Origin of the sequence: Streptomyces sp. NBC_00353 (genome assembly GCF_036108815.1) — a bacterium.
Taxonomy (GTDB): Bacteria; Actinomycetota; Actinomycetes; order Streptomycetales; family Streptomycetaceae; genus Streptomyces.
On the sequence record NZ_CP107985.1, the window covers coordinates 8,671,365 to 8,695,626 of the forward strand.

Below are 24,262 nucleotides of genomic sequence, written 5' to 3' on the forward strand. Positions count from 1 at the left end.
CCTCGTCCTGACCGAGCCGAGGCTTCTGCCAGGAATCACGTTGACAATAAGCGACTCGGGCGCCGGGGTCAGTCGGGTTTCGCCGAGGCCGGAGCTGCCTGTCCGTGGGTCGGTGGTGCAGGTGTCGCGGAGTGGCCGCAGTCGAAGCCGTTCACTGCTGCCAGAGCCTGATTCCCGCCCGTCAGCCGGATCTGGATCTCCCGTACGGTGACGGGCTCGAAGGCATGGAAGCGCCGGATGCCGACGGTGCGGCCCTCGGCGATCACCCGTCCGTCGACGACCAGTTCATGGTGCGCGATGTGCTGGCCCCCGGCCAGGTTCTCGCGCAGTTCCAGGTGGTCGATACGGACAGGTTCGGCGAAGCGGGCGAGCACCCCGGTGCCGGTGTTCGTCAGCTCGCACGGGATCGGTGTGGCGAATCGGCGGGCCATCTCGTCGGTGAGGTCGAGGAGCCTGGTGCGGTCGGCGTCGTCGATCCGGCCCCGCCGGTCCGGGGGAACGTTGAGCAGCAGGCCCGCACCGAGGCCGACCGAGTGGTACCAGATGGTCAGGAGTTGGTCGCGGCTCTTGAGGGTGTGGAGGTCGTCGGGCTGCCAGAACCAGTTGGCCCGGATGGGCACGTCACATTCCGGCGGGAGATAGCGGGCCGTGTCGAGGGCGGCCGGTCCGTCGTCGTAGAGGCTGATGTCGGTGGAGTCGGTGACGTACCGGCAAGGATCGCTTGCGAGGCCGTCCTCGTTCCCCACCCAGCGGATGGTCGGACGGCCCAGGTTGAAGACCATCGCCTGCGGCTGATGTTCATCGATGACCGCCATGACGGCGTCCCAGTCGTAGGTGCGGCCCTCGGACCCTGCCCCGTCGAACCACAGTTCGTACAGCGGACCGTAGTCGGTGCACAGCTCGGTGAGCTGGCGCAGGTAGAAGTCGTCGTACGCTTCGGGGTCGTCGTAGCAGTCGGCGTTGCGGTCCCAGGGCGACAGGTAGAGTCCCAGGCCGATTCCCGCCTTACGGCAGGCCCGGGACAGTTCTGCAACGACGTCGCCCCGGCCGTCCCGCCACGGTGACGCGGCCACGGAGTAGTCGGTGGTTCCGGTCGGCCAGAGGCAGAACCCGTCGTGGTGCTTGGCGGTCAGCACCACGTACTTGGCTCCGGCGGCGACTGCCGTGTCCACCCACTGCCCGGCATCCAGGTCGGTGGGATCGAAGGTGGCCGGGTCGAGGGTCCCGTCGCTCCACTCCGTGTTGTTGAACGTGTTGATGCCGAAGTGCAGGAAGAGCCCGAATCCGTCCTGCTGCCAGGCGAGTTGGCCGGGTGTGGGGATGATGGTCACGATGGTCCTTGAATCGCGGTTCGGTGACGGGAGGCAGCACGTCGGGGCGCCGCGTGGGCGGGCGGGGAGGAGTTGAACCGGCGGGGTAGTGCTTGGGTATCGGCGAGGAGTCCCCGCGAGGCGTGGATCAGCGCGGCTTCCTCGCGCATCGTGCCGAGGCGTGACACCCGGGAGACGGCTGGTTTCCGGGAGTTCCGGCGGATGACGCACGGAAAGACTCCATGGTTCTCTCCTGGGACCTGCGAGCGACGTTGAGTGATCGCAATGGTTCGCACAGGAACGATCGATGTCAATATCAAACAGACAATCGATCGCTAATGATCGGTAGCGGTCAGGAGAAAGTTGAACGCCACACATCTCAACCGGCCCCACGGCCGGGGAATTGAGATGTGCGGCATCCGGGGGTGTCAGCTGCCGGTGGAGTGACGGACGCGTAGTTCGGGCAGGACGAGCAGTCGGTGGCGGGCGGCGCCTGGCCGGTCGAGGCGGCGGACGAGCAGGTCGACCGCGGAGGCTCCGACCTCGTGCTTGGCCGGGGCAATGGCGCTCAGAGGGATGTCCGCGAGAGCGGCAACTTCGTCGTCGTAGGCCAGGATCGCCACATCGTCCGGTACCTTCACCGCCCCGGCGCGCAACCGCCGGAGCAGCGCGAGCGCCTCGTTGTCCGGATGCACGATGACGGCATCGACCTGCCCGCCGGCCACGGCGTCGGCCAGCTCCTGGTTCGGCCGGTCGTAGCGGGCGTCGCTGGCCCCCCAGCTGCCCATGTCGAATACCAGCCCCTCCGGCGGCTGGAGTCCGGCGGCGCGCAGACCCGCCCGGTACCCGTCGATGACCCACGGCCCCGTGGGGCTGGGCGCGCGCACCAGGAGTGCGATACGGCGTCTGCCGATGCCGACCAGGTGTGTGACGGCGAGGTGGGCACCGTAGGTGTGGTCGGACGCCACGTACTCGGCCGGGGACTCCGACGCCACCGGGCGCCGCTCCATCAGCACGACGGGTACCGGGAGTCTGCCGCACCATTCGTGGACACTGTCGTCGGACGGTGCGACGAGCAGCCCGTCGACGCCGTCCTCGACCATCTGCCGGGCGTGTGCGCGTTCCTCGTGCGGGTTGTACTCGGAGATGCCCAGTACCAGCCGGACTCCGCGGGCCGCCGCGGCCTCGCGGGCCCCCTTGATCACCTCGGGGTAGTAGTAGCCGGCCGAAGGCACGATCAGGCCGAATGTGCGGTCCCGGCCCACCGGCTGGGGTGCGGTGCTTCCGCCGTCGGCCCGGGCGGTCTCCGCCCACGCGCCGGGAAGCATCGCACCGCCGTGGACCCGGACCACGAGTCCGCGGTCGGCCAGGATCTCGACATCACGGCGGATCGTCACCGATGAAACGCCCAGCTCGGCTGCGAACTGCGTGACCCGCAGCGCGTTGCCCTCCCGCAGCCGGCGCAGGATCGCCTGATGTCGCTCCTCGGCATGCATGCTGGTGCTCCTTTCTCGCGACCGCCCTGTTCAGGCACAGCTCAGGTCGCCTCAGATCATTCATGCGCGTTTCTGTCCATACGATCAGACGCGCGTGAACCGTCTCTTCCTGAAGCTCCTGAGTGAAGAGGAACGACAAACGACAGCTGTCGCACACCTGAAGCCGGTGTCAGGCTTCTTCCGCGATCGGGGCCCCGGCGCTGCCCGTGGTGTCCGCGGCATAGCGCGGCGCGTGCCGCGGCCAGGGTTTGGCGGCTTCGATCTGCGCCGCGAGTTCCAGCAGGCGCTTCTCGCCGCCGGGCTTGGCGACAAGCTGCACTGCGACGGGCATCGCTTCGGCGTCCACCCCCACGGGGACGGCGAGCGCCGGCCAGCCCGCGATGTTCCAGGAGCCGAAGAGTGAGGCCGTGCGGGTGCTGACCGCCGAGGTGCGCAGCGCGCCGTGTTCGCCCCAGCGCTTCGCCTGCGCCGCCGGCCGGCTGAGCGCGGGCAGCAGCAGGACATCGATCTCTCCGAAGAAGCGTTCTGCGGCCTCGGTGCGCCAGCGGTCCCGCGCGTGGTCCCCCTGCAGGTGCACGGCCGCCAGCGTCCTGCCGATTGCGGCCAACCGCCGGGTGCTCCGGTCGAGTTCGGTGCGGTCGAGTCCCTCGGCGCTCTGGTGCGCGGAGGCGTACCAGGAGCTCAGCGACGCAGGTCCCAGCCATGCCGGATAGCGCTGGGTGTGCCGGGACACCGTGTGCCCGAGTCCTTCCAGCAGCCTTCCGGTTTCCAGCGCGGCACGGCGGTATTCGGCGGCGATCGCAAAGCCCGGCGATATCGACCGGACCGACACGCCGATACGCAGCGGCCCCGGTTCGCCGAGTTGCGCGAAGTCCGGTTCACCGGCCATCACGGCCAGTCCGAGGGCCGCGTCCTGCACCGTGGTCGCGATGGGGCCGTTCTCGACCAGGTCGAACCAGGTCGGGTCGTCCGGTGCGTGCGGCACGACGCCGCGCCCGGGCTTGATCCCGATGGTTCCGCAGCAGGCGCAGGGGATACGGATCGAGCCGAACCCGTCGTTGCCGTGCGCCAGGGGGACGAGACCGGCGGCCACTGCGGCCGCGCTGCCGCCCGAGGAGCCGCCGGGTGTGCGCTGCTCGTTCCAGGGGTTGCGGGCGATCCCGTAGACGCTGTCCGCCATCGGGACCAGGCAGAGTTCCGGCACGTTGGTCAGACCGATCACCACGGCGCCCGCCGCCCGCAGCCGCTCGACGATCACATGGTCGGCGGAGCTGCGGTCCGGCGCGGTGGCAGCGGATCCGCTGCGGGCCTGCTCGCCCGCGACCGCGATGTTGTCCTTGATCGCAACCGGGACCCCTGCGAGCGGCAGGGAAGCGCGATCGGTCCGCCGGTCCACCGCCTCCGCCTCTGCCTGCGCCTGCTCCGCCCGCACGTGCCGGAAAGCGGACAGGCCCGGATCGAGCCGGGCGATGCGGGCCAGATGCTGGCGGGTGACGTCGGCGGCGTCGGCCCGTCCTTCACGTACGGCGGCGGCGATGTCGACGGCGGTGCGGCCGGTCCAGTCGGTCATGGTTGATGAGTCAACCTTGCGCTGCCCGCGCCGCCAATCCCTCTGCACTCGTGTTACCGAACGGTAATCTCGTGCCGCATGGGGTGGGGAGGCTTTTGGACAAGTTGTGAGCGGGTTGCCGTGGAGGAGACTGGGAGCACAAGGACGCAGATGCAGGACGAGGCTGGTGGACATGGGTGCACCGGACGTCGAACACCGCACGGACCGGCTCGACGGGCACACGATACGGAACTGGGCCCGGGCCGAAGTCGGTGTGCGAGGCGTCATCACAGGATGGAGCCCGGAAGCCGAGCAGTTGCTCGGATACCCGGCCGAGTGGGTGCTGGGCCGCCCAGCGACCGAGTTCCTGGCCACGGCCGAGGAATCGGCGGACGCCGATGGCGCCACGAGCGTGGTGCGTCATCGCAACGGCCGACCGGTGCCCTGCAGGATGTCCATCCGCCCTGTGGAATCGACTGGGGCGGGAAGCGGTGCCGACGCGCGGTGGACGGTGACACTTGTCCCGACGGGGCCCCTGGAGTCGGACCTGGACCGGGCGCTGCTCGAGGCACTGTTCACCCGGTCTCCGGTGGGGCTCTTCGTGCTCGACCCGCAGTTGCGGCTGGTGCGGTTCAGCAGCGCTGCGGAAGGCATGCACGGCGCCCCCGCTGCGGGAGCGCTCGGCAAACGGCCGACCGAGGCCTGGCCCGACTTCAGCCCGGAGCTGGTGGAACGAGTGTTGGGCCGCGTGCTGGATACGGGTGAACCGGTGATGGGTTTCGAGAAGCGCGGCAGGCCACCGGGGGATCCGGAGCACACGCACGTCTACTCGGTCTCCGCGTTCCGCCTCGAGGACGACGACGGCCGTGTCCTGGGCGTGGCTGACGCCGCGGTCGACGTCACCGAACGCTACCTCGCACAGGAGCGGCTGGCTCTGCTCGCCGAGGGCGGTTCACGCATCGGAACCGGACTCGATGTGATGCGCACAGCCCAGGAGTTGGCAGAGGTGGCAGTGCCCAGGCTGGCCGACAGCATCGGCGTGGAGGTTCTCGAGCCGGTGCTCATGGGCGAGGAGATATCTTCCGGCCCGGTGCAGCCCGGCGCCGTGCTGCGGCGGGCCGCGTCGCGGTCCCGGCGACCGGACACACTGCCTGGTGCCTACCCGGTCGGCGAGTCCAGCACTTTCCCGCCGACGTCACCGTCGTCCCAGGCTCTCTCGGACCTGCAACCGCGCCTGGTCAGCCCGCTGACCGCTGACAGCGAGTGGGTGCTGAGCGATCCCGTACGCGGCCGTCGGATGCTGGAGGAGAAGATCCACTCACTCATGTTCGTACCGCTGGTCGCCCAGGACCGTGCCCTGGGGATCGCCACCTTCTACCGCTGGGGGGAGCAGGGCCCCTTCCAGCAGGACGATCTCACGGTGGCCACCGAGCTCGGTCGCCGCACCGCGCTCTGTCTGGACAACGCCCGCCGCTACCTGCGCGAGCACGACTCCCTGATGGCGCTGCAGCGCAGTCTGCTTCCGACGGAACCTCCCCGGAACAACGGGGTGGAGGTGGCCTACGAGTACGTGCACGGCGGGGCCGGCGGTGACTGGGTCGATGTCGTGCCGCTGTCGGGGGCCAGGGTGGCGCTCGTGGCAGGCAGCGTGCCCGGACGCGGCATGGAGACCGCCGCCGCCATGGGACGGCTCCGCGCGGCCGTGCACACGCTCTCCGATCTGGACCTGGAGCCCGACGAGATGCTCGCCCGCCTCGATGACCTGGTACGGCGTCTCGCCGACGAAGCCGGTCCCCGGCGCGACGGCAACGAACCGCCGCAGGAAGCAGGCTCCGAAGCGCCACATGCCGGCTCGGGTGCCTGGTGCACCTTCCTCTACCTGATCTACGACCCCATCTCCCTGCGCTGTTGCGCGGCCGGCGCAGGCCATCCCGGCCCCGCTGTCGTCCACCCGGACGGGACAGTGATGATGCTGGACGTTCCGTCCGCCGCCCCACTCGGCCTCCCCGGGCCGCCGTTCGGAAAGACCGAGGTGACGTTGCCGGAGGGCTCGGTGCTCGCGCTCCACACCAGCGGCCTCCTGCAGGCGCGCGGCGGCGACCCGGCAGAGGCCCGACTCGCAGACCTGCTCGCCCGGCGGTCCGGCTCGGTGCAGGAGACGGCCTGCATGCTCACCGAGGCGCTGGTTCCGACGCAGGCAGACGAGGACGCCGCCGTCCTCGTCGCCCGTACACACGCACTGGACCCCGGCCGGGTCGCATCGTGGGACCTGCCGACGGACCCGGCTATCGTCTCCACGGCCCGGTCGCTCGTCACCCGCCAGCTCACATCATGGGACCTGGACGAGGAGGTGTTCGCCACCGAACTCATCGCCAGCGAGCTCGTCACCAACGCCATGAGGCACGCCGCGGCGCCCATCCGACTGCGCCTGATCCATGACCTGGTCCTGACCTGCGAGGTCTTCGACGGCAGCAGCACCGCACCACGGCTTCGACATGCCCGCACCACCGACGAGGGCGGCCGGGGACTGTTCCTCGTCGCCCAGTGCTCCGACCGCTGGGGAACGCGTTACACGCAGCAGGGCAAAACCATCTGGACCGAGCAGAAGCTGGTCCACGAGGCCGGGGAGCCGGTCTGAACAGCCCGTCTTCGCGCGCGGCGTGCGAGCAGGCCACCGTGTTCATCGGACGAACTCGTTGCATCCCTTGACGGTCATCCGATGACTCTCTACGTTTTCGGCTCAACAGTCCTACAGGGTGCCCGGAAGTCCGCGCATACATTGGATGAATGGTGCGGCAGGTATCCGACGAACCGTCAAGGAGCCCCTGTGAGCCGGAGATCGGAACCGTCCCGCCCGTTCCACCGATTGTGGGCCGTCGTGACGTCGGCAGCCGTGAGCGCGGGTCTCACGCTGCTGCCCACGGCCGCCGCGCACGCCGAAGGCGTCGGGAGCGTGAGCCTGCATGTCTCCGTGGCCGGCAGCGACCGGGCCGCGGGAACGTCCGCTCGGCCGTTCCGTACGATCGAGCGGGCCCAGAAGGCGGCCCGTGCCCTGGCCCGCACGAAGCGGGTGGCGGTCCGGGTGGTCGTGCACGGCGGTACGTATCACCTGCAGCGCACGCTGACATTCGACGCCCGCGACTCCGGCAGTACCCATGCTCCGGTCAGTTACACCGCGGCGCCCGGGGAGAAGGTCGTCCTCAGCGGCGGTCGCACCCTCACCCCCCGGTGGCACGACCACACCGAGAAGATCAAGGTCGCGAACATCGGCGCGGGACTCGACTTCGACGAGCTATTCCTCGACGGCAAGCGCCAGATCCTGGCCCGCTACCCCAACTTCGACCCCGAGCAGGCGATCCTGGGCGGCACGGCGGCGGACGCCATATCCCCGGCCCGGATCGCGACGTGGAAGAACCCCACCACAGGGCTGGTCCGCGCCCTGCACAACGGCATGTGGGGCGGGAACTCGTACAGGATCACCGGCGTCAGTGAGGACGGTACGGCACAGCTCGCCTGGGTCGGCGACAACAACCGCGGCAGCGGCATGCACACCACGTACCGCATGGTCGAGAACATCTTCGAGGAGTTGGACGCGCCCGGCGAGTGGTTCTACGACAAGCCCGCGGGCAAGCTCTACTTCTACGCCCCCGAGGGCGCCGACCTGCCCACCGCGCGGATAGAGACCGCCGAGCGCGATGAACTGATCCGGGTCGTCGGCGAAGGGCCGGACAGACCGGTACGCCATCTCACCTTCTCCGGGTTCACCCTCACACAGACCCACCGCACCCTCTTCAACCACCCGTACGAGAAACTGCAGCTCGGCGACTGGGCCATCGCGCGGACCGGCGCGGTGTACCTCAAGAACACCGAGCACGTCGATGTACGCGACTCACGCTTCGACCAGGTGGGCGGCAACGCCGTCTTTCTCGACGGCTCCAACAGCAGGAACGCCGTCGCGGGCAATGAGTTCAGCCACTCCGGTGCCTCGGACGTCGCGATCATCGGCAACCCCGACGCGGTACGGGAGCCGTCCACCTGGGACGCCTTCCGTACGACCATCACGGACACCACACCGGGCCCGAAGTCCGAGAACTACCCGCGCGACATCGTCGTCCGCGACAACTGGATGCACGACAACGGGCAGTTCGAGAAGCAGACCTCGGGCGTGCAGATGTCGATGAGCCGCCGGATCACCGTCTCCGGAAACACCATCCACGACGGTCCGCGAGCGTGCATCGACATCAACGACGGCACCTGGGGCGGCCACGTCATCGAGAACAACGACATCTTCAACTGCGTGAAGGAGACCTCCGACCACGGCCCGATCAACTCCTGGGGCCGGGACCGCTTCTGGCCGCTGAACGCCGGCGACGCCACCAAGAAGTCGTACGCGAAGCTCGACGCGATGGAGACCACTGTCATCCGGCACAACCGGATCTGGCACTCCTCGCACTGGGATATCGACCTCGACGACGGATCGTCGAACTACCTCATCGAGAACAATCTCCTGCTCAACGGCGGGGTGAAACTGCGCGAGGGCTTCCACCGGACGGTGCGCAACAACATCTTCGTCAACGGCGGGGCACACTTCCACGTCTGGTACGCGGACAACGGCGACGTGATCGAGAACAACGTCTTCGCCACGGACGACCCGTACGACCTGATCGGTGTCGACATGGCGAAGTCCAGGCCGGTCATCGACAAGAACGTCTTCTGGAACAACGGCAAAGGCGTCGCCGACATCAACGACGCCTGGCGGGCGCAGGGTCTGGACGTGGGCTCGGTGATCGCCGATCCGCAGTTCACCGGCAGCAACCCGTTCACGGACCCGAAGAAGCTCGACTACACGGTCGCGGCCGGCTCCCCCGCGCTCGGGCTCGGCTTCAAGAACATCGCGATGGACGGGTTCGGCAAGGCGGGCGCGCCCACCCCTCCGCCGCTGCAGTGGCGGGCCGCACCGGCCGATCCGTACAAATCCCTCGCCGAGCCGCTCCTCGGCGCAACCGCGACCCAGATCTACTCGGACGAGATCAAGTCGTCGGTGGGCCTCACCGACTACGACGGCCTCGTGCTCAAGACCGTGCCGGAGGATTCGTACGCCTACCGGAGCGGTCTGCGCGTCAATGACGTCATCCGGGAGATCAACGGCCGGAAGGTCACCGACCGGACCAGCTACTGGACGCCGTACAACAGGCTTGCGGCGGGCGGCGCGGTCGAGCTCGCGGTCTGGCGCAACCAGGCGGCCGCCGAGGTCACCTTCGCCAAACCGTCCGGCACCGAGACACTGAACAACACGTCGGGCGCCGCTTATGCCGGAAACTGGAGCCTCTCGGTGAACCGCGGCGCCGGCGACCTGGCGGACGACGTCCACTACACGACGGCCGACGGAGCATCCGCCTCGCTGACCTTCCACGGCACCGGAGTCGCGGTCCTCGGTGAGAAGTTCTCCGACCAGGGCAGCGTCGAGGTCTTCGTCGACGGCGCGTCGCAGGGGTTGATGGACACCACCGCTGCCACGCGCCAGGTACAGGCCGAGATCTTCGGAATCGAGGGGCTGGCCGCGGGTGAGCACACCGTGCAGATCGTGAAGCGCAGCGGGCAGTACACCACGCTCGACGGTTTCAAGGTGACGGGCTGAGAGGAACGGCGGCGAGGCCGCCGACGGCTGGTCCCTGGGCCGTGAAGGGAGGGCGTCCCGTGCAACGGGGCGCCGGCAAGCCCTGGGGCACAGGGGCGCAGCAAGAGCCGCATAAAGTTCAAACTGGTGCAAAGCGCGACAAAGCTATTGAACGGTACTAGATTTCCGTCTCGGTGGAAGTGCGGTGTTGCGGTCGGCGGGGACCCTGTGTGAACCGGAGCTGATGTGGCGGACGATGACCAGGCGGAGCGCGAGCGCACGGTCCGGGTGCCTTCATCGGCTGCGGTCGTCCCCACTGTCGTGCCGGCCGTCCTGGTGGCCGGCACGCTCGCCCTGTTCGGTCCCGATGCTCTGGACGGGGCCGTCCAGGTGGTCCTGGTCATGTGCGCGATCACCGCCGGGCTCGGCGCCATGAAGAACGGTCACAGCCGGTCCGCAGTGCAGCGGGCCGGCCAGGGTGCGTTGTCGTGCCCGCCGTATGCCGTCTTCGACTACGCGAGCCCCGCCCTGAGCGCGCTGCACGGAATCACCGGCTTCAAGATCGAGAAGACGGTACCGGTCACGGCCGGTCCCGCGGCCCACTAACAGCCAGTTCGTCCCTCACAGGGCGCGTCGACGAGGGAATTGATGACCGACTCCGACACCGGCACCACCCCGTCCGCCGCGGCCGAAGGGCGGCCTGCGGTCAAGCTGACCCTGTTCACGCTGACGACGATGGTCGTCGGCTCGATGGTCGGCGCCGGGGTGTTCTCCCTGCCACGACGGTTCGCGGAGGAGACCGGAGTCGCCGGCGCGCTGATCTCGTGGGTCATCGCGGGCATCGGCATGCTGATGCTGGCGTTCGTGTTCCAGACCCTCGCGGTGCGCAGGCCCGACCTCGACGCGGGTGTCTACGCCTACGCCAAAGCCGGTTTCGGCGAATACCTGGGCTTCTTCTCGGCGTTCGGATACTGGGCCAGCGCGTGCGTCGGCAACGTCACCTACTGGGTGCTGATCATGTCGACGATCGGCGCCATCGCGCCCGCACTCGGCGACGGCGACACGCTCCTCGCGGTCGTCCTGTCCTCCGTCGGGCTGTGGGCGTTCTTCCTGCTCATCCGGCGCGGGGTGAAGGAAGCGGCGGCCATCAACCGGGTGGTGACCGTGGCCAAGGTCGTACCCATCCTGGTCTTCATCCTCCTGTCCCTCTTCTACTTCGACCCGTCCGTCTTCGCGGAGAACTTCGGCGGCGCCGACTACGCCGGCTCGCTCTTCCACCAGGTCCGCGGCACCATGCTCGCGACCGTATTCGTCTTCCTCGGTGTCGAGGGGGCCAGCGTCTACTCCCGCCACGCCAAGCGACGCGAGGACGTCGGCAGGGCCACCGTCCTGGGATTCCTGAGCGTCTTCGCCGTCTTCGCCTCGGTCACCATCGTGTCGTACGGAATCCTGCCGATGAGTGAGATCGCCGAGCTGCGCCAGCCCTCCATGGCGGGCGTACTCCAGGCCGCGGTCGGCACCTGGGGCAAGGTCTTCGTCAGCGTCGGGCTCATCGTCTCCGTGCTCGGCGCCTATCTTGCATGGACGCTGATGGCGGCCGAGGTGCTGTTCGTCGCGGCCAAGGACGACGACATGCCCCGCTTCCTGGGCCGTGCCACCGCGGCCGACGTCCCCGTTCCCGCCCTTCTCATGACCACCGCACTGAGCCAGATCGTCCTGGTCGTCACGATGTTCTCGGACGACGCCTTCAATTTCGCCCTCGACCTGACCAGCGTGCTCAGCCTGATCCCGTTCTTCCTTGCGGCCGCTTTCGCCGTCAAGATCGCATTCGGACCGGGCCCGGAGAGTTCCGTGGAGCGCGGACCCCGCCGGGAACTGGTGATCGCCCTGCTGGCGACGCTCTACACCGCGTTTCTGGTGTACGCCGCCGGGCTGAGGTTCGTACTGCTCTCGTTCATCCTCTACGCCCCGGCGACGTTCTTGTTCGTCAAGGCGAGGCGGGAGCAGAACAGGCGCCTGTTCTCGCCCGCCGAAGCGGTCATCTGCGCCGTCTCGATCGCCGGTGCCGTCGTGGGCGTGATCGCCCTGGCGGCCGGCTGGATCGAGCTCTGACCTGCCTCAGCCGTCCCGTCCCTCGCCCCATGCGGAAAGGCACACTCCATGACCGACACACCCACGTCCGCGCCGGCACTCGGCGTCCATTCCGAAGTGGGCAGGCTGCGCAAGGTACTGGTCTGCGCGCCGGGCCTGGCACACCGCCGACTCACCCCGACCAACTCCGACGACCTGCTCTTCGACGACGTCATGTGGGTGGAGAACGCCCAGCGCGACCACGCCGACTTCGTCGACAAACTCACGCAAGGCGGGGTCGAGGTCGTCGAACTGCACGATCTGCTCGCCCGGACGATGGCGATTCCCGAGGCCCGGACGTGGCTGCTGGACCGGAAGATCACCGCGAACGAGGTGGGCATCGGGCTCATCGACGACACACGGGCCTTCCTGGAATCACTCGATCCGCTCCGGCTCGCCGAGTACCTGATCGGCGGTCTCGCCACCACGGACCTGCCGGACGAGTTCCGCTCCGGGTATGTCAGCCTGGCCCGTGATTCGACCGGGGCGCGCGAGTACCTCATGCCACCGCTGCCGAACACGCTCTACACCCGTGACACCACCTGCTGGCTCTACGGCGGCGTGACCATGAACCCGCTCTACTGGCCCGCCCGGCACGGCGAAACCCTCCTGATGAAGGCCATCTACACCTTCCACCCGGACTTCATGGGCTCCACTGTGTGGTGGGGGGACCCGGAACTGGACTGGGGTCAGGCCACGTTCGAGGGCGGCGACATCATGCCCGTCGGTAACGGCGTCGTGCTCATGGGCATGAGCGAACGCACCTCCCGCCAGGCCATCACCCAGGTCGCGGCCGCACTCTTCAGGAACGGCGCCGCCGAGCACGTCATCGTCGCGGGAATGCCCAGGCTGCGTGCGGCGATGCACCTGGACACCGTCTTCACGTTCGCCGACCGGGACATCGTGACGGTCTACCCGACGATCATGGAGGCGGTCCACACCTTCTCCCTGCGCCCCGGCGACAGGGCTCCCGGTGTCGACATCACCGACGAGGGATCGGCAGCGTTCGTCGATGTCGTGGCCAAGGCGCTGGGCCTGCCCGGCCTGCGGGTGATCGAGACCGGCGGCGATGTGTACGCCTCCGAGCGGCAGCAGTGGGACAGCGGCAACAACGCCGTCGCCCTGGAGCCCGGCGTCGTCTTCACCTACGACCGCAACACACAGACCAACACCCTCCTGCGCCAGGCAGGGGTCGAAGTCATCACTATCGTCGGCGCCGAACTCGGCCGTGGGCGTGGCGGCGGCCACTGCATGACCTGCCCGCTCATCCGCGAAGCCGTCGACTTCTGACACCGGCTCGCCCGCTGCGGGCGATCTCTCACGCAGACGTTTGTGCTCCCCGGCCCGTTCCGTCGGCGGCACGGGCCGGAGCGTGGGGGCACACGGCGGCCGCGAGGCGTGGTCGCCTGCGTCGAGGAGCGGAACACCTGGCCCATGATTCCCTCATGAGTACACGTCAGCCGCCCGCCCAGCGGCATGCCTCCTGGATCGAGCTCTTCTTCGACCTGGTCGTCGTCGCTGGTGTCCTCCAGCTCTCGCACCTGTTGCACGACAGCCCGACAGTCGCCGACCTCGGCCTGTACGTAGTGCTCTATCTCGCTTTCTGGATCGCGTGGGCCTGCTTCACCGTCTACGGGAACGTCGAGGGAAGCCGAGCCTGGACGCCCGGCTTCCTGCTGGGGATGTTCGGGCTGGCCGTCATGGTCGCGGCCGTTCCCGGTATCCGTACCGACCACGCCCTGGCGTTCGCGATCGCGTACGTCTTTCTGCGCTGGCTGTCCGGCCGGCTCTGGCGGCCCGGACAGGTCGTGGTGGACTGGCCGCTCGCCCAGGTGGGCGGCGGGACGCTGCCCTGGATCCTCTCGCTGTGGGTGGATGCCCCGCTGCGGTACTGGCTGTGGGCTCTCGGCCTCGCGTTCGACCTGCTGATCATGCTCACCGCCTCGGGCAGCCGCATGCTCCGAGACGCGCAGGAACGGGTGCAGCGCGTCGTCAGGAAGCGAGGGCACTCCGATCGGCTGCCGGTCATCGAGGCGGCCTACTCAGACGTGCCGCACATGGTGGAGCGGCTGGGCCTCTTCGTCATCATCGTGCTGGGCGAGGGGGTCGTCCGGATCACCTCGGCAGCTGCGGACACCGTCTGGGACGTACCCATGGCCGGCGTCGCGACCGGTTCATTCGTGCTGCTCGTCGCGCTGTGGAGCATGTCACTGCTGCACGGCTCCGGCGGCGTGCCGAAGCTCGGCCCGGACGACCTACCGGTGCGGGTCACCCTGACGCTGCACTGTGTGACAACCTGCACGATCGCTGTCCTGGCCGCAGGACTGGGGCTGGCCATCGCGCATCCGCACGGCCCCGCCCCGGACGAGGCCCGCTGGCTGCTGTGCGCGGGCCTTGCCGTGTACTTCGGTGTCGGAGTGCTGGCCGCGGCGGTGGCCGATGCGCCATGGGAGCAGACCCTCGCCTGGGCGCTGCCCTGCCTGCTGCTGACGCTCGCGCTCGCCGGATTCGCCGGCCACTTCGGTGCGGTGGGGCTGGTCTGGGGACTGGCCGCAGCGGTGGTCTGGCAGATCGGATGCGTGTCGGATGCGGGTGCCCGACTGCGCGTGCGGACCCACGCCTGACCCGCGCAGGCGCATTGTCATACACGTACAGAAAAAGCGGTAGCGGGGGAGGTACGAGGGACAATGGAGACGTGTCGGGTGCAGAGAAGAAGCAGGCGGCAGGCAGGCGGTCCATGGGACGGCCGCGCAGGCTGGACCCCGACACGATGGTCGCCACCGCGCGTCGCATCCTCGAGGAGGAGGGCCTGGACGCCCTGAGCATGAGACGGGTGGCGAAGGAGCTCGGCAGCACGCCGATGGCGCTCTACCACTACGTACGCGACAAGGACGAGCTGCTGATGCTCACCCTGTCCGGGACCGCGGGCGCCCTGCCGCGCCCCGAACTGCCCGAGGACCCGCGCGCGCGGCTGCTCGCGGTCTCTGTGCACGCGCATGAGGTCCTCAGCCGGATCCCGTGGGTGCTCGACGTCCTGGCGCTGGGCGAGCTCACAGACAGAGACGCCCTGTGGATGGTGGAGGAAATCCTCGACTGCGCCCAGAGGTGCGGTCTCTCCCCGGCCCGGGCGGTACGTGCCTGCTGGACGATATGGCAGTACATCTACGGCGACCTGATCTTCCGCAGGGCCGCCGCTCGCCGTGCGGAGCACCCGCCGAGCAGGCGCTACTTCCCCGAGATGATCACCGAGGAGGACGCGGAGGAGCTGCCGCGGCTCACCGAGATCAAGGACCGGTGGCGCGCCTACGCCGCCGACTACACGGTCGCCGACGAACTCGACGCGATCATCGAGGGGCTGATCATCCGAGGCACTCGGGGATCGGACGAGGCTGCGCTGCCGCCCTGAGGGTCATGGGCCTCCAGATGCTCTTGAGGCACAGTGCGCGGGGGTGGGTGACAATGGAAGGCGCAGGCAGCGGACTCGCCGCCGAAGATCATTGGGCGGAGCCCCTCATGGATTACCCGGAAAGTTACGAGCTGGTATTTCAAGCATCTGCCGTCGAGGACGACGCCGTGATTGTTCGGCGGACCGCGCGGGAGGGAGCCGGCGGTTACCCCATCTACGAGGACGAGACAGGCATCGTACGCGCGGAGATCAGCGACAACGGCGAGGTGCGGATGATGGCCAGTGGCGGCCACCAGGTGCTCGGCTCACCGCTGGTTCGTGCGGTCAGCGAACACTGAGCAACCCCGTGCGTGGCGCAGAGCCCGTCTCCCCGAGTGGACCCTTTTTTGTTCGCACCCCTTACCTGGCAGCCCGTCAAATTGCCTTCCTTCCGCGGGAAGTGGCCGACGGCACAAGCCGGAACCAACGGCACAGGCCGATGGTTCGTCGCCCACTCATGGACGGAGCGGCGAAACCATCGGCCTGTGCGTGGTGAGGTCCTACTTGTGCGGGCGCGTCTCGCCGCTCATGTTGCTGAGCTGCTCGCTCTGCTCCTGCAGCTTCCGAGCCTTCTCCTCGAGCCGTTGACGCTGCTCGGGGTCGGTGGCGCGCTCCGCGGCCTCGGTCATGTGCTTGGCCTTCTCGCGCATCTGCTGGGCTCGGCCACTGGTTTCGCCTGCAACGCTCATCGTCACTCCTTGGACGCTAGGGAAGAGCGGGCTCCATCAGAGAACCAGCGTCGCGGGCTCTCCGCATTCCGAAGCGTTACGCTCCGTTACCGTCAGGGCTGCGCGGCCGTGGGCAGGCTGGACGCTGGCATGATCGGGGGCATGAACGAGCGCATCATCGCCGCGTGTGACGGGGCATCGAAGGGTAATCCGGGGCCTGCGGCCTGGGCATGGGTCGTGGCCGATGCGCAGGGGAGCCCTGAGCGTTGGGAGGCGGGGCCGCTGGGCACCGCCACCAACAACATCGCCGAACTCACCGCGCTCCAGGAGCTGCTGGAGTCCACCGACCCGGGCGCGGAGATCGAGGTCCGGATGGATTCGCAGTACGCCATGAACGCGGTCACGAAGTGGCTGCCGGGGTGGAAGCGCAACGGGTGGAAGACCTCGGCCGGCAAACCCGTGGCCAACCGCGATCTGGTGGCCCGCATCGACGCGTTGCTCAGCGGCCGGACCGTGAACTTCGTCTACGTGCCCGCCCACCAGGTGGACGGAGACCCGCTCAACGCCCTTGCCGACCAGGCGGCCAGCGAGGCCGCCGTCGCGCAGCGGGCGGCCGGTTCCGCACATGGCTCCCCGCTGCCGACCCCCGCCCCTGCCCGGGCGTCCGGGGGCCGGACCGGCGGTACCGCGGCGAAGAAGACGGACGGTACGGCACGCCCCGCGCGCACCGGGGGCACCATCCGGGCCAGGTTCGCGGGGCGCTGCCACTGCGGAAAGCCCTACGCGGCCAAGGACATGATTGCCAAGAACCCGAACGGCTGGGGCCACCCCGAGTGCCGTACCGCGCCCGCCTGAGGCGGCCGTCTGCCGGTCCGACGCCGGGAGTAGCCCCGTAACAGGGGCTCTCCGTGCCATGATGCGGCTCCGACCGCAGCGTCCGCGGTGATCCGCCGACGCTGCGGGAACGGCTGGACGCTGGGGGGCGTATGGGATCCACAGGCACGGTGCTGCGCGAGTTGCGCGGCGCACAGAAGACCGCCAAAGGTGTGTCGCTCTATTCGCGGTACGTGAACCGTCCGGCCGGGCGGGTCCTCGCGGCCGGCGCCTACCGATTTGGGCTGACGCCCAATCAAGTGACACTGGTCAGCGCTGCCTTCACCTACGCCGCCATCGCGTCGGTGGCGCTGGTCCGTCCGTCCTGGGGGCTCGCGGCCGTCGTGTACGCCGCTCTGGTGGTCGGCTTCGCCTTCGACTCGGCCGACGGGCAGCTCGCCAGGCTGACCGGGCGGGGCGGGCCCGACGGTGAGTGGCTGGACCATGTCGTGGACTGCGGCAAGATGATCCTCGTACACACCGCCGTTCTGATCTCGTTCCACCGGTTCTTCCAGCTGCCCGGCGAGGGCTGGCTGCTGCTGCCGCTGGGCTTCCTGTTCGTCGCCGTGCTGACCTTCTGTGCCGGTCTGCTGCGCGAACAGCTCGGCAAGGCCGCCGCCCGCCCCGCGCCGCCCGGCAGCGCCACGGCCCCGGTGTCCCGGGTGCGGGCCGTGGCGCTGCTTCCCGCGGACTACGGGGTGTTCTGCCTGGTGTTCCTGCTGCTCGGAGACGAGGTCGCGTTCCGTGTCGGCTATGCCGTACTCGCCGTCGTGCACGCGTTGTTCCTGGTGGCTTTCCTCGTCAAGTGGTTCAGGGAGCTGAAAGCGCTCCGGGCGGCGGGCTGACGAGCGTGTCCAGTGCCCGGCGCAGCTGGGTACTGGACGTGTGCACGGTGTACGGGAAGTAGACGACCTCCACGCCGACTTCGGCGAAGTCGCGCTCGAGCCGTTTCCCCTTCTCCGTGCCCCGCCAGTCGTCCCCCTTGAAGATGACGTCGAACCTGACCTGCTGCCACGTCTCGACCTTGTCGGGCACGGTCTCGACGAACGCCGCGTCCACGTAGCGCACGCTGCGGACGATCTCCAGCCGCTCCGGCAGTGGAATCACCGGCTTGTGGCCTTTGGCGAGCGCGGCCATCTCGTCCGAGACGACCCCTGCCACCAGGTAGTCGCACTGGCTGCGGGCGTGCCGCAGGATGTTCAGGTGTCCTACATGGAACAGGTCGTAGACCCCCGGCGCGTAGCCGACCCTGTGCACCATCCGTTCTCTCCCCCCACGGTGAACGTGACGTCCTTGTCCCGGATTCAGGTGTCCGGACATGGCATCCGGTCCTGCGGGATATCGGTATCGGTGTTGATGGTGCAATGACCTTACTGTGAAGACCACTTGCGCATCACGTGAACGGATAAGCTCACTTTTGGGGTTGTTCCCTGGAGGGAACAGAGGCTGTACCGGGGGGAAGGCGATCGTCCGATGTCCGATGCTGATCATCACAAGCCGTTCGAGGGCCGTAGGCTCCTCGTGGTCTCGACCAACTACGCGCCGGAACTGACCGGAATCGGTCCCTACGCTGCCCAGCTCGCCGAGCACTGGGCCGCGTCCGGGGCCGAGACCCATGTGCTGACCGGCATGCCGCACTACCCGTCCTGGCGCACGGAGGCCGAGTACCGGGGCGTGTGGCGGACCGTGGAGAGCCGCGCGGGTGTTGCCGTCCACCGGCGAAGGCACTATGTGCCGCCCCGTCAGACCGCCCTGCGCAGAGGAGCCTTCGAAGCGACAGTCCTCGCCCACGGCCTGCTGGCACCACCGGGGTCACGGCCCGACGCGGTGATCTCGCAGATGCCGAGCCTTGCCGGCGGTGTCATCGGTGCCCGGCTGGCCCGCCGCCACCGGGTCCCCTACATACCCGTCGTGCAGGACCTGATGGGCGCCGCGGCCGCGCAGAGCGGCATCCGCGGCGGGGACCGGGCAGCGGCCGTCGCCGCCAGGGCCGAACGGTACGCGCTCCGTGCCGCCGCCCTCGTCGGCGTCATTCACGAGAGCTTCTTCCCCCGCGTCACCGCCTACGGCGTGGACCCGTCCCGTATCCGGCTCGTCCCCAACTGGACCCATGTGCAGAGCCCTTCGGCCGATCGGGCCGCCACCCGCGCCCGGCTCGGCTGGCGCGAGGGGACACCGATCGTGCTGCACTCCGGGAACATGGGCCTCAAACAGGGCCTGGAAGTCCTCGTGGACGCGGCCAGGCTGGCCCCGGAGGTACGCATCGTCCTGATGGGCGACGGCAACCAGCGCGAGGCGCTGCGCACGCGCGCAGCGGGCCTGCCCAACCTCGACTTCCTGCCGCCCGCCGGTGCCGACGAGTTCACCGACGTGCTCGCCGCCGCGGACGTGCTCGCCGTGACGCAGCGCGCGTCCGTGCTCGACATGAGCGTCCCGTCCAAACTCACCTCGTACTTCGTCTCCGGCCGACCCGTCGTCGCCTCGGTGGCCGACGAGGGAGGTACCGCCCAGGAGGTGCGCCGCTCCGGCGCCGGAGTCCTCGTCGCACCCGAGGACCCCGGCGCGCTGCTGGCAGCCGTAAGGAAGCTTGTCGACGGGCCGGCCGAGGCGGACACGCTCGGCGCCCGTGGACCGGAGTACGTCGCACGTCACCTCAGCCGCGAAGCGGGCCTCGCCCGGTTCGACGCCCTGCTCACCGAGGTCCTCGCGGACGCGCAAGGGAGACCACACCGATGACACATCCGATCCGCGCCCTGGAGGACCAGGACGAACCCGCGCTGCTGCGCGACCAGTTCAGACAGCTCCTGCGCTACCGGGCGCTCCTCGCCTCCGGCGTGGTCGTGGGGTTGCTCGGCGGCGGCTGGCTCGCGCTCAGCGGCGATGCGAGCTACACGGCCACCGGCGAGGTGTTCGTACGCTCCGCCACCTCGGACCCCTTCGCCACCGGCGCCTCCGCCGACAAGGGCATCAACATCGGCTCCGAACGGCAGACCGCCGTCAGCGACGCGGTCGGCACCATCGCCGCCCGCTCCCTGGCGGAACGCGACGACCGGGTGGAGGTCGGGAAGCTGCTCTCCGGACTCCAGGTCACCAACCCGCCGAACACCCTCGTCCTGCGCTTCTCCTACACCGGCCGCACCCCCGCGCTGGCCAAACGGCGGGCCGAGGCGCTCGCCGACGCCTACCTGCAGATTCGCAGGGAGCGCACCGAGAACAGCATCGACAACATGGTCGCCGGCTACCGTGCCCAGCTGAAGCCGCTCACCGAGCAGCGCGACAAGCTGGCCGAATCGGCCGGCGCCAGCGGTGACGACGTGACCAGCGCCCGGGCCAACCTGGTCGTCGCGATCTCCGAACTGAGCCGGAAAATATCGGAGTTGCGTGCGCTCGACACCACGCCCGGCTACCTCAACAAGAAGCCCGTCGCGCCGGAGAAGCCCACCGGGGCGGGACTGCCCCTGCTGCTCGGGCTCGGCGGCGTCGTCGGACTCGCGCTCGGTCTGCTGCTGTCCTGGGTGCGCCTCGTCTTCGACCCGGCCGTCCGCTCCACCCGCGAACTGGTCCGCTCGCTCGGCGCCCCGCTGCTGGGCACCCTCCCCAGGGAGCGCGGCTCCGCCGGCACGCTGCTCGCCATCGGCCGCAGCGGCAGCCGACTGGCCGAGGAGTACCGGGCGGTGGCGTTCCGGCTCGCCTACGACCCGTCGTTCGAGCAGCGCCGCCGGCTCCTGGTCACCGCCCCGCGCGGCGACAACTCCGCGGCTGCCGCCGCGGCGGTCAACCTGGCAGCCGCCTTCGCCGAGATGGGCCGCGACGTGCTCCTCGTCGAGGCCGATCTGCGCACCCCGGCACTGGCCCGCGACCTCGGCTCGGCCGTACAGGGCCGGCCCCGGTGGGCCGCCGAGGGCGACGACCGCACCTGGCCGTCGGACAGCCGCACCAATGTGGATGTGCCCGGCTCCGGCGCCTTCACCCTGATCGCGGGCCGCCGCGTCGACAATGTGCCGCGCGCCCTGACCTCGGCGCCCGTCAGCCGCATCGTCGCCGAGGCCGACCGCCCCGGCGCCGTGGTCATCGTGCTGGCCCCGCCCGTGCTGTCGTACGCCGACGCCGTCGCGCTGATCGACCGGGTCGAGGGCGTCGTCGTGGTCTGCGATCCCCGCGAGGTGCACCGCAGCGACCTGGAGCGGATCCGCGAGATCATCGGCGCGGCCGGAGGCTCCGTCCTCGGCACCCTGCTCCACCCGGGTCAGGGCCGCATCGAGCGCAGATCCCGCAAGAAGTCCAGCAGGCGCCGCAACGGCGGGGGGCGGCAGGGCACCGACGGCCAGGACGGCCGGGGCGGACCCGACGGTCCGGAACACACCGGCGACCCCACCGAAACGCTGGGCCTGCGCACCTTCGACACCCCCGCAGCCCGCAGGTGAGAGCACGCACCGCGATCGTCAGCTCCGTCGCCGATCAGGGGGTGGCGGCACTCACCAACATCCTGGTGCTGGTGGCGGCCGCCCGGCTCTCCACCGTCGACGGGTTCGCCCGCTTCTCGTCGGTCTATCTCGTCTTCACGGTGCTGCTGGGTGTCTCCGGCGCCTACACCGGGCAGCCACTCGTGCTGCGGCGCGGACGCAACGACGACGTGCGCGGCGCCTGCCGGTCGGCGGTCGTCTTCACTCTGGTCGTCGCGGCGGCGCTCGGCGCCCTGCTCGCCGCGGGCTGTCTGTTCGTGCCCGGGGACACGGCGCGCGCCCTGCTGATGCTGGGGCTCGTCCTGCCCGTCGTCCTCGGGCAGGACGCCATGCGCTATGCCTTCTCCACGCTCCAACTGCCGCACCTTGCGCTGACCGCCGACGTACTGCGGCTGGTCTGTGTCCTGGGTGCCCTGGCCGTCCAGCCGCACGGCGCCCCGGCCGCGCGGCTCGTCGCAGTCTGGGGGCTGTCGGCCCTGCCGGCGCTGCTGCTGTCCGCCGCCCTGCTGCACCGCGAGGTGGCCGGCACACCACTGCGGCTGTCGGTCCTGCTGAAGCGAGGACACCTCGGGCAGCGGTTCGTCGTGGAGTTCGGTGTGGGGAACGCGACCAGCCAGCTCTCCGTCCTCGGACTCGGCGTGTTCGGCAACCCGCTGGTGGTGGGGGCGCTGCGCGGTGCGACCACGCTCTTCGGGCCGCTCAACGTGCTGTTCACCTCCGCCACCAGCTTCGGCCCGCCACTGCTCGGACGGCTCGGCTCCGAGCGGCGGCGGGTACGCGCCACCGCGGGTCTGGCGGCGGTCCTTGCGGCGACCGCCGCCGCCTGGGCGACCGCGCTCGCCCTGCTGCCCGACGGGGTGGGCCGTCATCTGCTCGGTGACACCTGGCCCACGGCGTCGGCCCTGCTGCCGGCGACCGGCAGCCAGTACACGGCGATGGCGGTCGGCACCTGCGGGCTGCTGGCGCTCCGGATGCTCGACCCGCGCACCACTCTCTCCATCCAGGTGGTGTTCTCGCTGGCTGCCGTCGCCTTCCTGGCGGGCGGTTACGTACTCGGCGGCGTGCCCGGCGCGGCCTGGGGGCTGTGCCTGGGCTCCGTCTGCAAGGCCGTCGCGACCTGGATCAGGGTGGCCCGGCTGCGCCGCCGCTCGGCACCGGAGCAGGCGCCGGTCAGCGTGTCCGTGGTCCGCTCCGGCCCCTGAAGCTCGTGACGAGCAGCAGGCAGAGTACCCCGATGGCCAGCTTCCCGACGGACTGCAGCAGCGGTCCGCGCAGCAGGATGAAGGTGTACCCGGCGATCAGCGGTGCCGCGATTGCCAGGACGCTGCCGGGCCCGGAGCCCTCCCGGGAGACCGCGCGCGCGTAACGGCGGTCGGTGCGCGCGGCAGCGTACCCGATCAGTGCGAGCCCGCCGACCATTCCCGCGGCGCCGAAGTCGACCCACAACTCGGTCCACATCGGCGCCGAGAGGTTGGTCATGTTCATCCCCATCCACTGGCCGACCCGGACCCCGGTGTCCTCCGGCTTGCCGCTCCACACCGCCCGCGGTACGAAGAACAGGGCGGAGCCCGCCAGTTGGCGTCCGTATGTGTGGCCGCGGGTGTCGACCCAGGAGATGGTGTTCGCGAACATCACCGTCTGGTCGTAGTCCTTCGTCGCCAGCGGTTCGAAGACCGACGACGACTGCACCGGCCGGTACCCGGCGTCGTCGTACCGGAAGCGGTCCGCGTACGGGAACAGCACCAGCGCCCCCACCACCCCCATCGCGAGCACCGACCGGTACATCGCGGCGCTGCTCGGGAACGCGGTGAACAGAAGCGAGACCAGCACCGTCAGGAACCAGTAACGGGCGTTGGAGATGGGGTTGTTGACGATGATGTTGAGGATCGCGAGCGCGATCCAGACCAGAACCGTCGAGGGGGAGCGACGCGCCTGCCGGGAAGTCACCAGACGGCGGGTGTAGAACAGCAGCGCCAGCAGCGCAGGTACCGTTCCGAACCCCTTGAGGAACGCCGAACCCACATTGGACTGGGACGCCGTCACCGAACTGACCGCGACCGAGGCGCTGATCTCCTGGCGGCTGGTGAAGAAGATGGCGGGCCCGCCGAGCTTCAGGACGTAATAACCGCTCGCCGCGAACGCGAGCAGCACCAGCAGCCGGAGCCTGATCCGGTTCGCGGTGGCCGGGCCCCCGCCGCTGCGCGCTGCCGCACGACGGCGCAGCGGCCGCCGGGACGCGAGCAGCGCTCCGAGGTCGAAGGCCGCGCAGCCCACCAGGATCAGCGAGATCGCCGTCACCAGGTCGGACCGGGGCCCCACCATGGGGGTCGGCGTCTGCCCGATGACCGCCTGGGCGAACGGAGCCACCCCCATGGCGATGTACACGAACATCCAGAAGACGCCCTGCAGGAGCCGGCGCCCGGTGGACAGGATCATCGTGGCCAGCCGCGCCCCCGCGTAGCAGGTCAGCACGAGCTGCAGCCAGTACGCGTTGTCACGGACGCCGGTGCCCGGCTGGGCGGCGATCACCGCGGGCAGGAAGCAGACCAGGCCGAGGATGAGGGGCACGGCCAGCGCCCGGGAGAGCATCGCCCAGGACATCGGCCTCGCCGGCGGCTGGACCTGCTCGGCCCGGCCGCCCCGCCGTACGGGTACGGGCGGCGCCGTCTCGTGCACGGACGTCATACGCCCCCCGTTCCGTGGACCGGTGA

General features: G+C 69.6%; 19 protein-coding genes. 13 read left to right on the forward strand and 6 right to left on the reverse strand.

The features are described from left to right. Positions 1–68 precede the first annotated feature (68 nt). The 3 genes from OHA88_RS39070 to OHA88_RS39080 all read right to left on the reverse strand — a co-directional run bounded on the left by OHA88_RS39070 (position 69) and on the right by OHA88_RS39080 (position 4,376). The gene (locus OHA88_RS39070) at positions 69–1,331 is read right to left on the reverse strand and encodes an alpha-L-fucosidase (protein WP_328629002.1); all 1,263 of its coding nucleotides are present in this window, start codon (positions 1,329–1,331) and stop codon (positions 69–71) included. 407 nt (positions 1,332–1,738) lie between these two features. Beyond that, a complete protein-coding gene (locus OHA88_RS39075) occupies positions 1,739–2,806 on the reverse strand; it encodes a substrate-binding domain-containing protein (protein ID WP_328629003.1) in 1,068 nt (355 codons plus the stop codon). 169 nt (positions 2,807–2,975) lie between these two features. After that, positions 2,976–4,376 carry an amidase gene (locus OHA88_RS39080; RefSeq protein WP_328629004.1) on the reverse strand — a complete coding sequence of 467 codons (1,401 nt, stop codon included), beginning with the start codon at positions 4,374–4,376 and terminating at the stop codon, positions 2,976–2,978. Between the two features lie 172 nt (positions 4,377–4,548). Here OHA88_RS39080 and OHA88_RS39085 point away from each other — a divergent pair, with 172 nt between their 5' ends. The 8 genes from OHA88_RS39085 (at position 4,549) to OHA88_RS39120 (ending at position 15,846) form a co-directional block, all read left to right on the forward strand. Beyond that, a complete protein-coding gene (locus OHA88_RS39085) occupies positions 4,549–6,993 on the forward strand; it encodes a SpoIIE family protein phosphatase (RefSeq protein ID WP_328629005.1) in 2,445 nt (814 codons plus the stop codon). 189 nt (positions 6,994–7,182) lie between these two features. Further along, positions 7,183–9,993, forward strand: a complete 2,811-nt coding sequence (locus OHA88_RS39090; RefSeq protein WP_328629006.1) for a right-handed parallel beta-helix repeat-containing protein — start codon at positions 7,183–7,185, stop codon at positions 9,991–9,993. Between the two features lie 225 nt (positions 9,994–10,218). Continuing rightward, on the forward strand, positions 10,219–10,578 hold the full coding sequence (locus tag OHA88_RS39095) for a hypothetical protein (protein WP_328629007.1): 360 nt from the start codon (positions 10,219–10,221) through the stop codon (positions 10,576–10,578). 42 nt (positions 10,579–10,620) lie between these two features. Beyond that, on the forward strand, positions 10,621–12,084 hold the full coding sequence (locus OHA88_RS39100) for a basic amino acid/polyamine antiporter (RefSeq protein WP_328629008.1): 1,464 nt from the start codon (positions 10,621–10,623) through the stop codon (positions 12,082–12,084). Positions 12,085–12,132: 48 nt separating this feature from the next. Then, positions 12,133–13,392 carry an arginine deiminase gene (locus tag OHA88_RS39105; RefSeq protein ID WP_328629009.1) on the forward strand — a complete coding sequence of 420 codons (1,260 nt, stop codon included), beginning with the start codon at positions 12,133–12,135 and terminating at the stop codon, positions 13,390–13,392. A gap of 155 nt (positions 13,393–13,547) precedes the next feature. Then, the gene (locus tag OHA88_RS39110) at positions 13,548–14,726 is read left to right on the forward strand and encodes a low temperature requirement protein A (protein ID WP_328629010.1); all 1,179 of its coding nucleotides are present in this window, start codon (positions 13,548–13,550) and stop codon (positions 14,724–14,726) included. A 71-nt stretch (positions 14,727–14,797) separates the two neighbouring features. Beyond that, complete coding sequence (locus OHA88_RS39115) at positions 14,798–15,508, forward strand: TetR/AcrR family transcriptional regulator (protein WP_328629011.1); 711 nt, start codon at positions 14,798–14,800, stop codon at positions 15,506–15,508. A 107-nt stretch (positions 15,509–15,615) separates the two neighbouring features. Then, complete coding sequence (locus OHA88_RS39120; protein WP_267006842.1) at positions 15,616–15,846, forward strand: DUF6296 family protein; 231 nt, start codon at positions 15,616–15,618, stop codon at positions 15,844–15,846. Positions 15,847–16,047: 201 nt separating this feature from the next. On the opposite strand, the gene OHA88_RS39125 is transcribed toward OHA88_RS39120, so the two are convergent. Beyond that, complete coding sequence (locus tag OHA88_RS39125; RefSeq protein ID WP_030973195.1) at positions 16,048–16,236, reverse strand: DUF6381 family protein; 189 nt, start codon at positions 16,234–16,236, stop codon at positions 16,048–16,050. 141 nt (positions 16,237–16,377) lie between these two features. On the opposite strand from OHA88_RS39125, the gene OHA88_RS39130 reads away from it, so the two are divergent. Further along, the gene (locus OHA88_RS39130) at positions 16,378–17,070 is read left to right on the forward strand and encodes a ribonuclease H family protein (protein WP_328629012.1); all 693 of its coding nucleotides are present in this window, start codon (positions 16,378–16,380) and stop codon (positions 17,068–17,070) included. Between the two features lie 131 nt (positions 17,071–17,201). Beyond that, complete coding sequence (locus tag OHA88_RS39135; RefSeq protein ID WP_328629013.1) at positions 17,202–17,933, forward strand: CDP-alcohol phosphatidyltransferase family protein; 732 nt, start codon at positions 17,202–17,204, stop codon at positions 17,931–17,933. Here OHA88_RS39135 and OHA88_RS39140 read toward each other — a convergent pair. Next, positions 17,899–18,348, reverse strand: a complete 450-nt coding sequence (locus OHA88_RS39140; protein WP_267006845.1) for an adenylyltransferase/cytidyltransferase family protein — start codon at positions 18,346–18,348, stop codon at positions 17,899–17,901. The two genes, OHA88_RS39135 and OHA88_RS39140, sit on opposite strands and share 35 nt — an antisense overlap. Before the next feature lie 213 nt (positions 18,349–18,561). Between OHA88_RS39140 and OHA88_RS39145 the strand changes: the two genes are divergently transcribed. Genes OHA88_RS39145 through OHA88_RS39155 form a run of 3 tightly spaced genes read left to right on the forward strand, consistent with a single transcriptional unit; the run spans position 18,562 to position 22,753 of the window. After that, positions 18,562–19,824, forward strand: a complete 1,263-nt coding sequence (locus tag OHA88_RS39145) for a glycosyltransferase (protein ID WP_328629014.1) — start codon at positions 18,562–18,564, stop codon at positions 19,822–19,824. Beyond that, on the forward strand, positions 19,821–21,512 hold the full coding sequence (locus tag OHA88_RS39150) for a lipopolysaccharide biosynthesis protein (protein ID WP_328629015.1): 1,692 nt from the start codon (positions 19,821–19,823) through the stop codon (positions 21,510–21,512). The genes OHA88_RS39145 and OHA88_RS39150 overlap by 4 nt, the downstream gene beginning before the upstream one ends. After that, the gene (locus OHA88_RS39155) at positions 21,509–22,753 is read left to right on the forward strand and encodes a hypothetical protein (RefSeq protein WP_328629016.1); all 1,245 of its coding nucleotides are present in this window, start codon (positions 21,509–21,511) and stop codon (positions 22,751–22,753) included. Before OHA88_RS39150 ends, OHA88_RS39155 begins: the two co-directional genes overlap by 4 nt. Here OHA88_RS39155 and OHA88_RS39160 read toward each other — a convergent pair. Beyond that, positions 22,722–24,236, reverse strand: coding sequence for a hypothetical protein (locus tag OHA88_RS39160; RefSeq protein WP_443044327.1), 1,515 nt, complete (start codon positions 24,234–24,236; stop codon positions 22,722–22,724). The two genes, OHA88_RS39155 and OHA88_RS39160, sit on opposite strands and share 32 nt — an antisense overlap. Between the last annotated feature and the right edge of the window lie 26 nt (positions 24,237–24,262).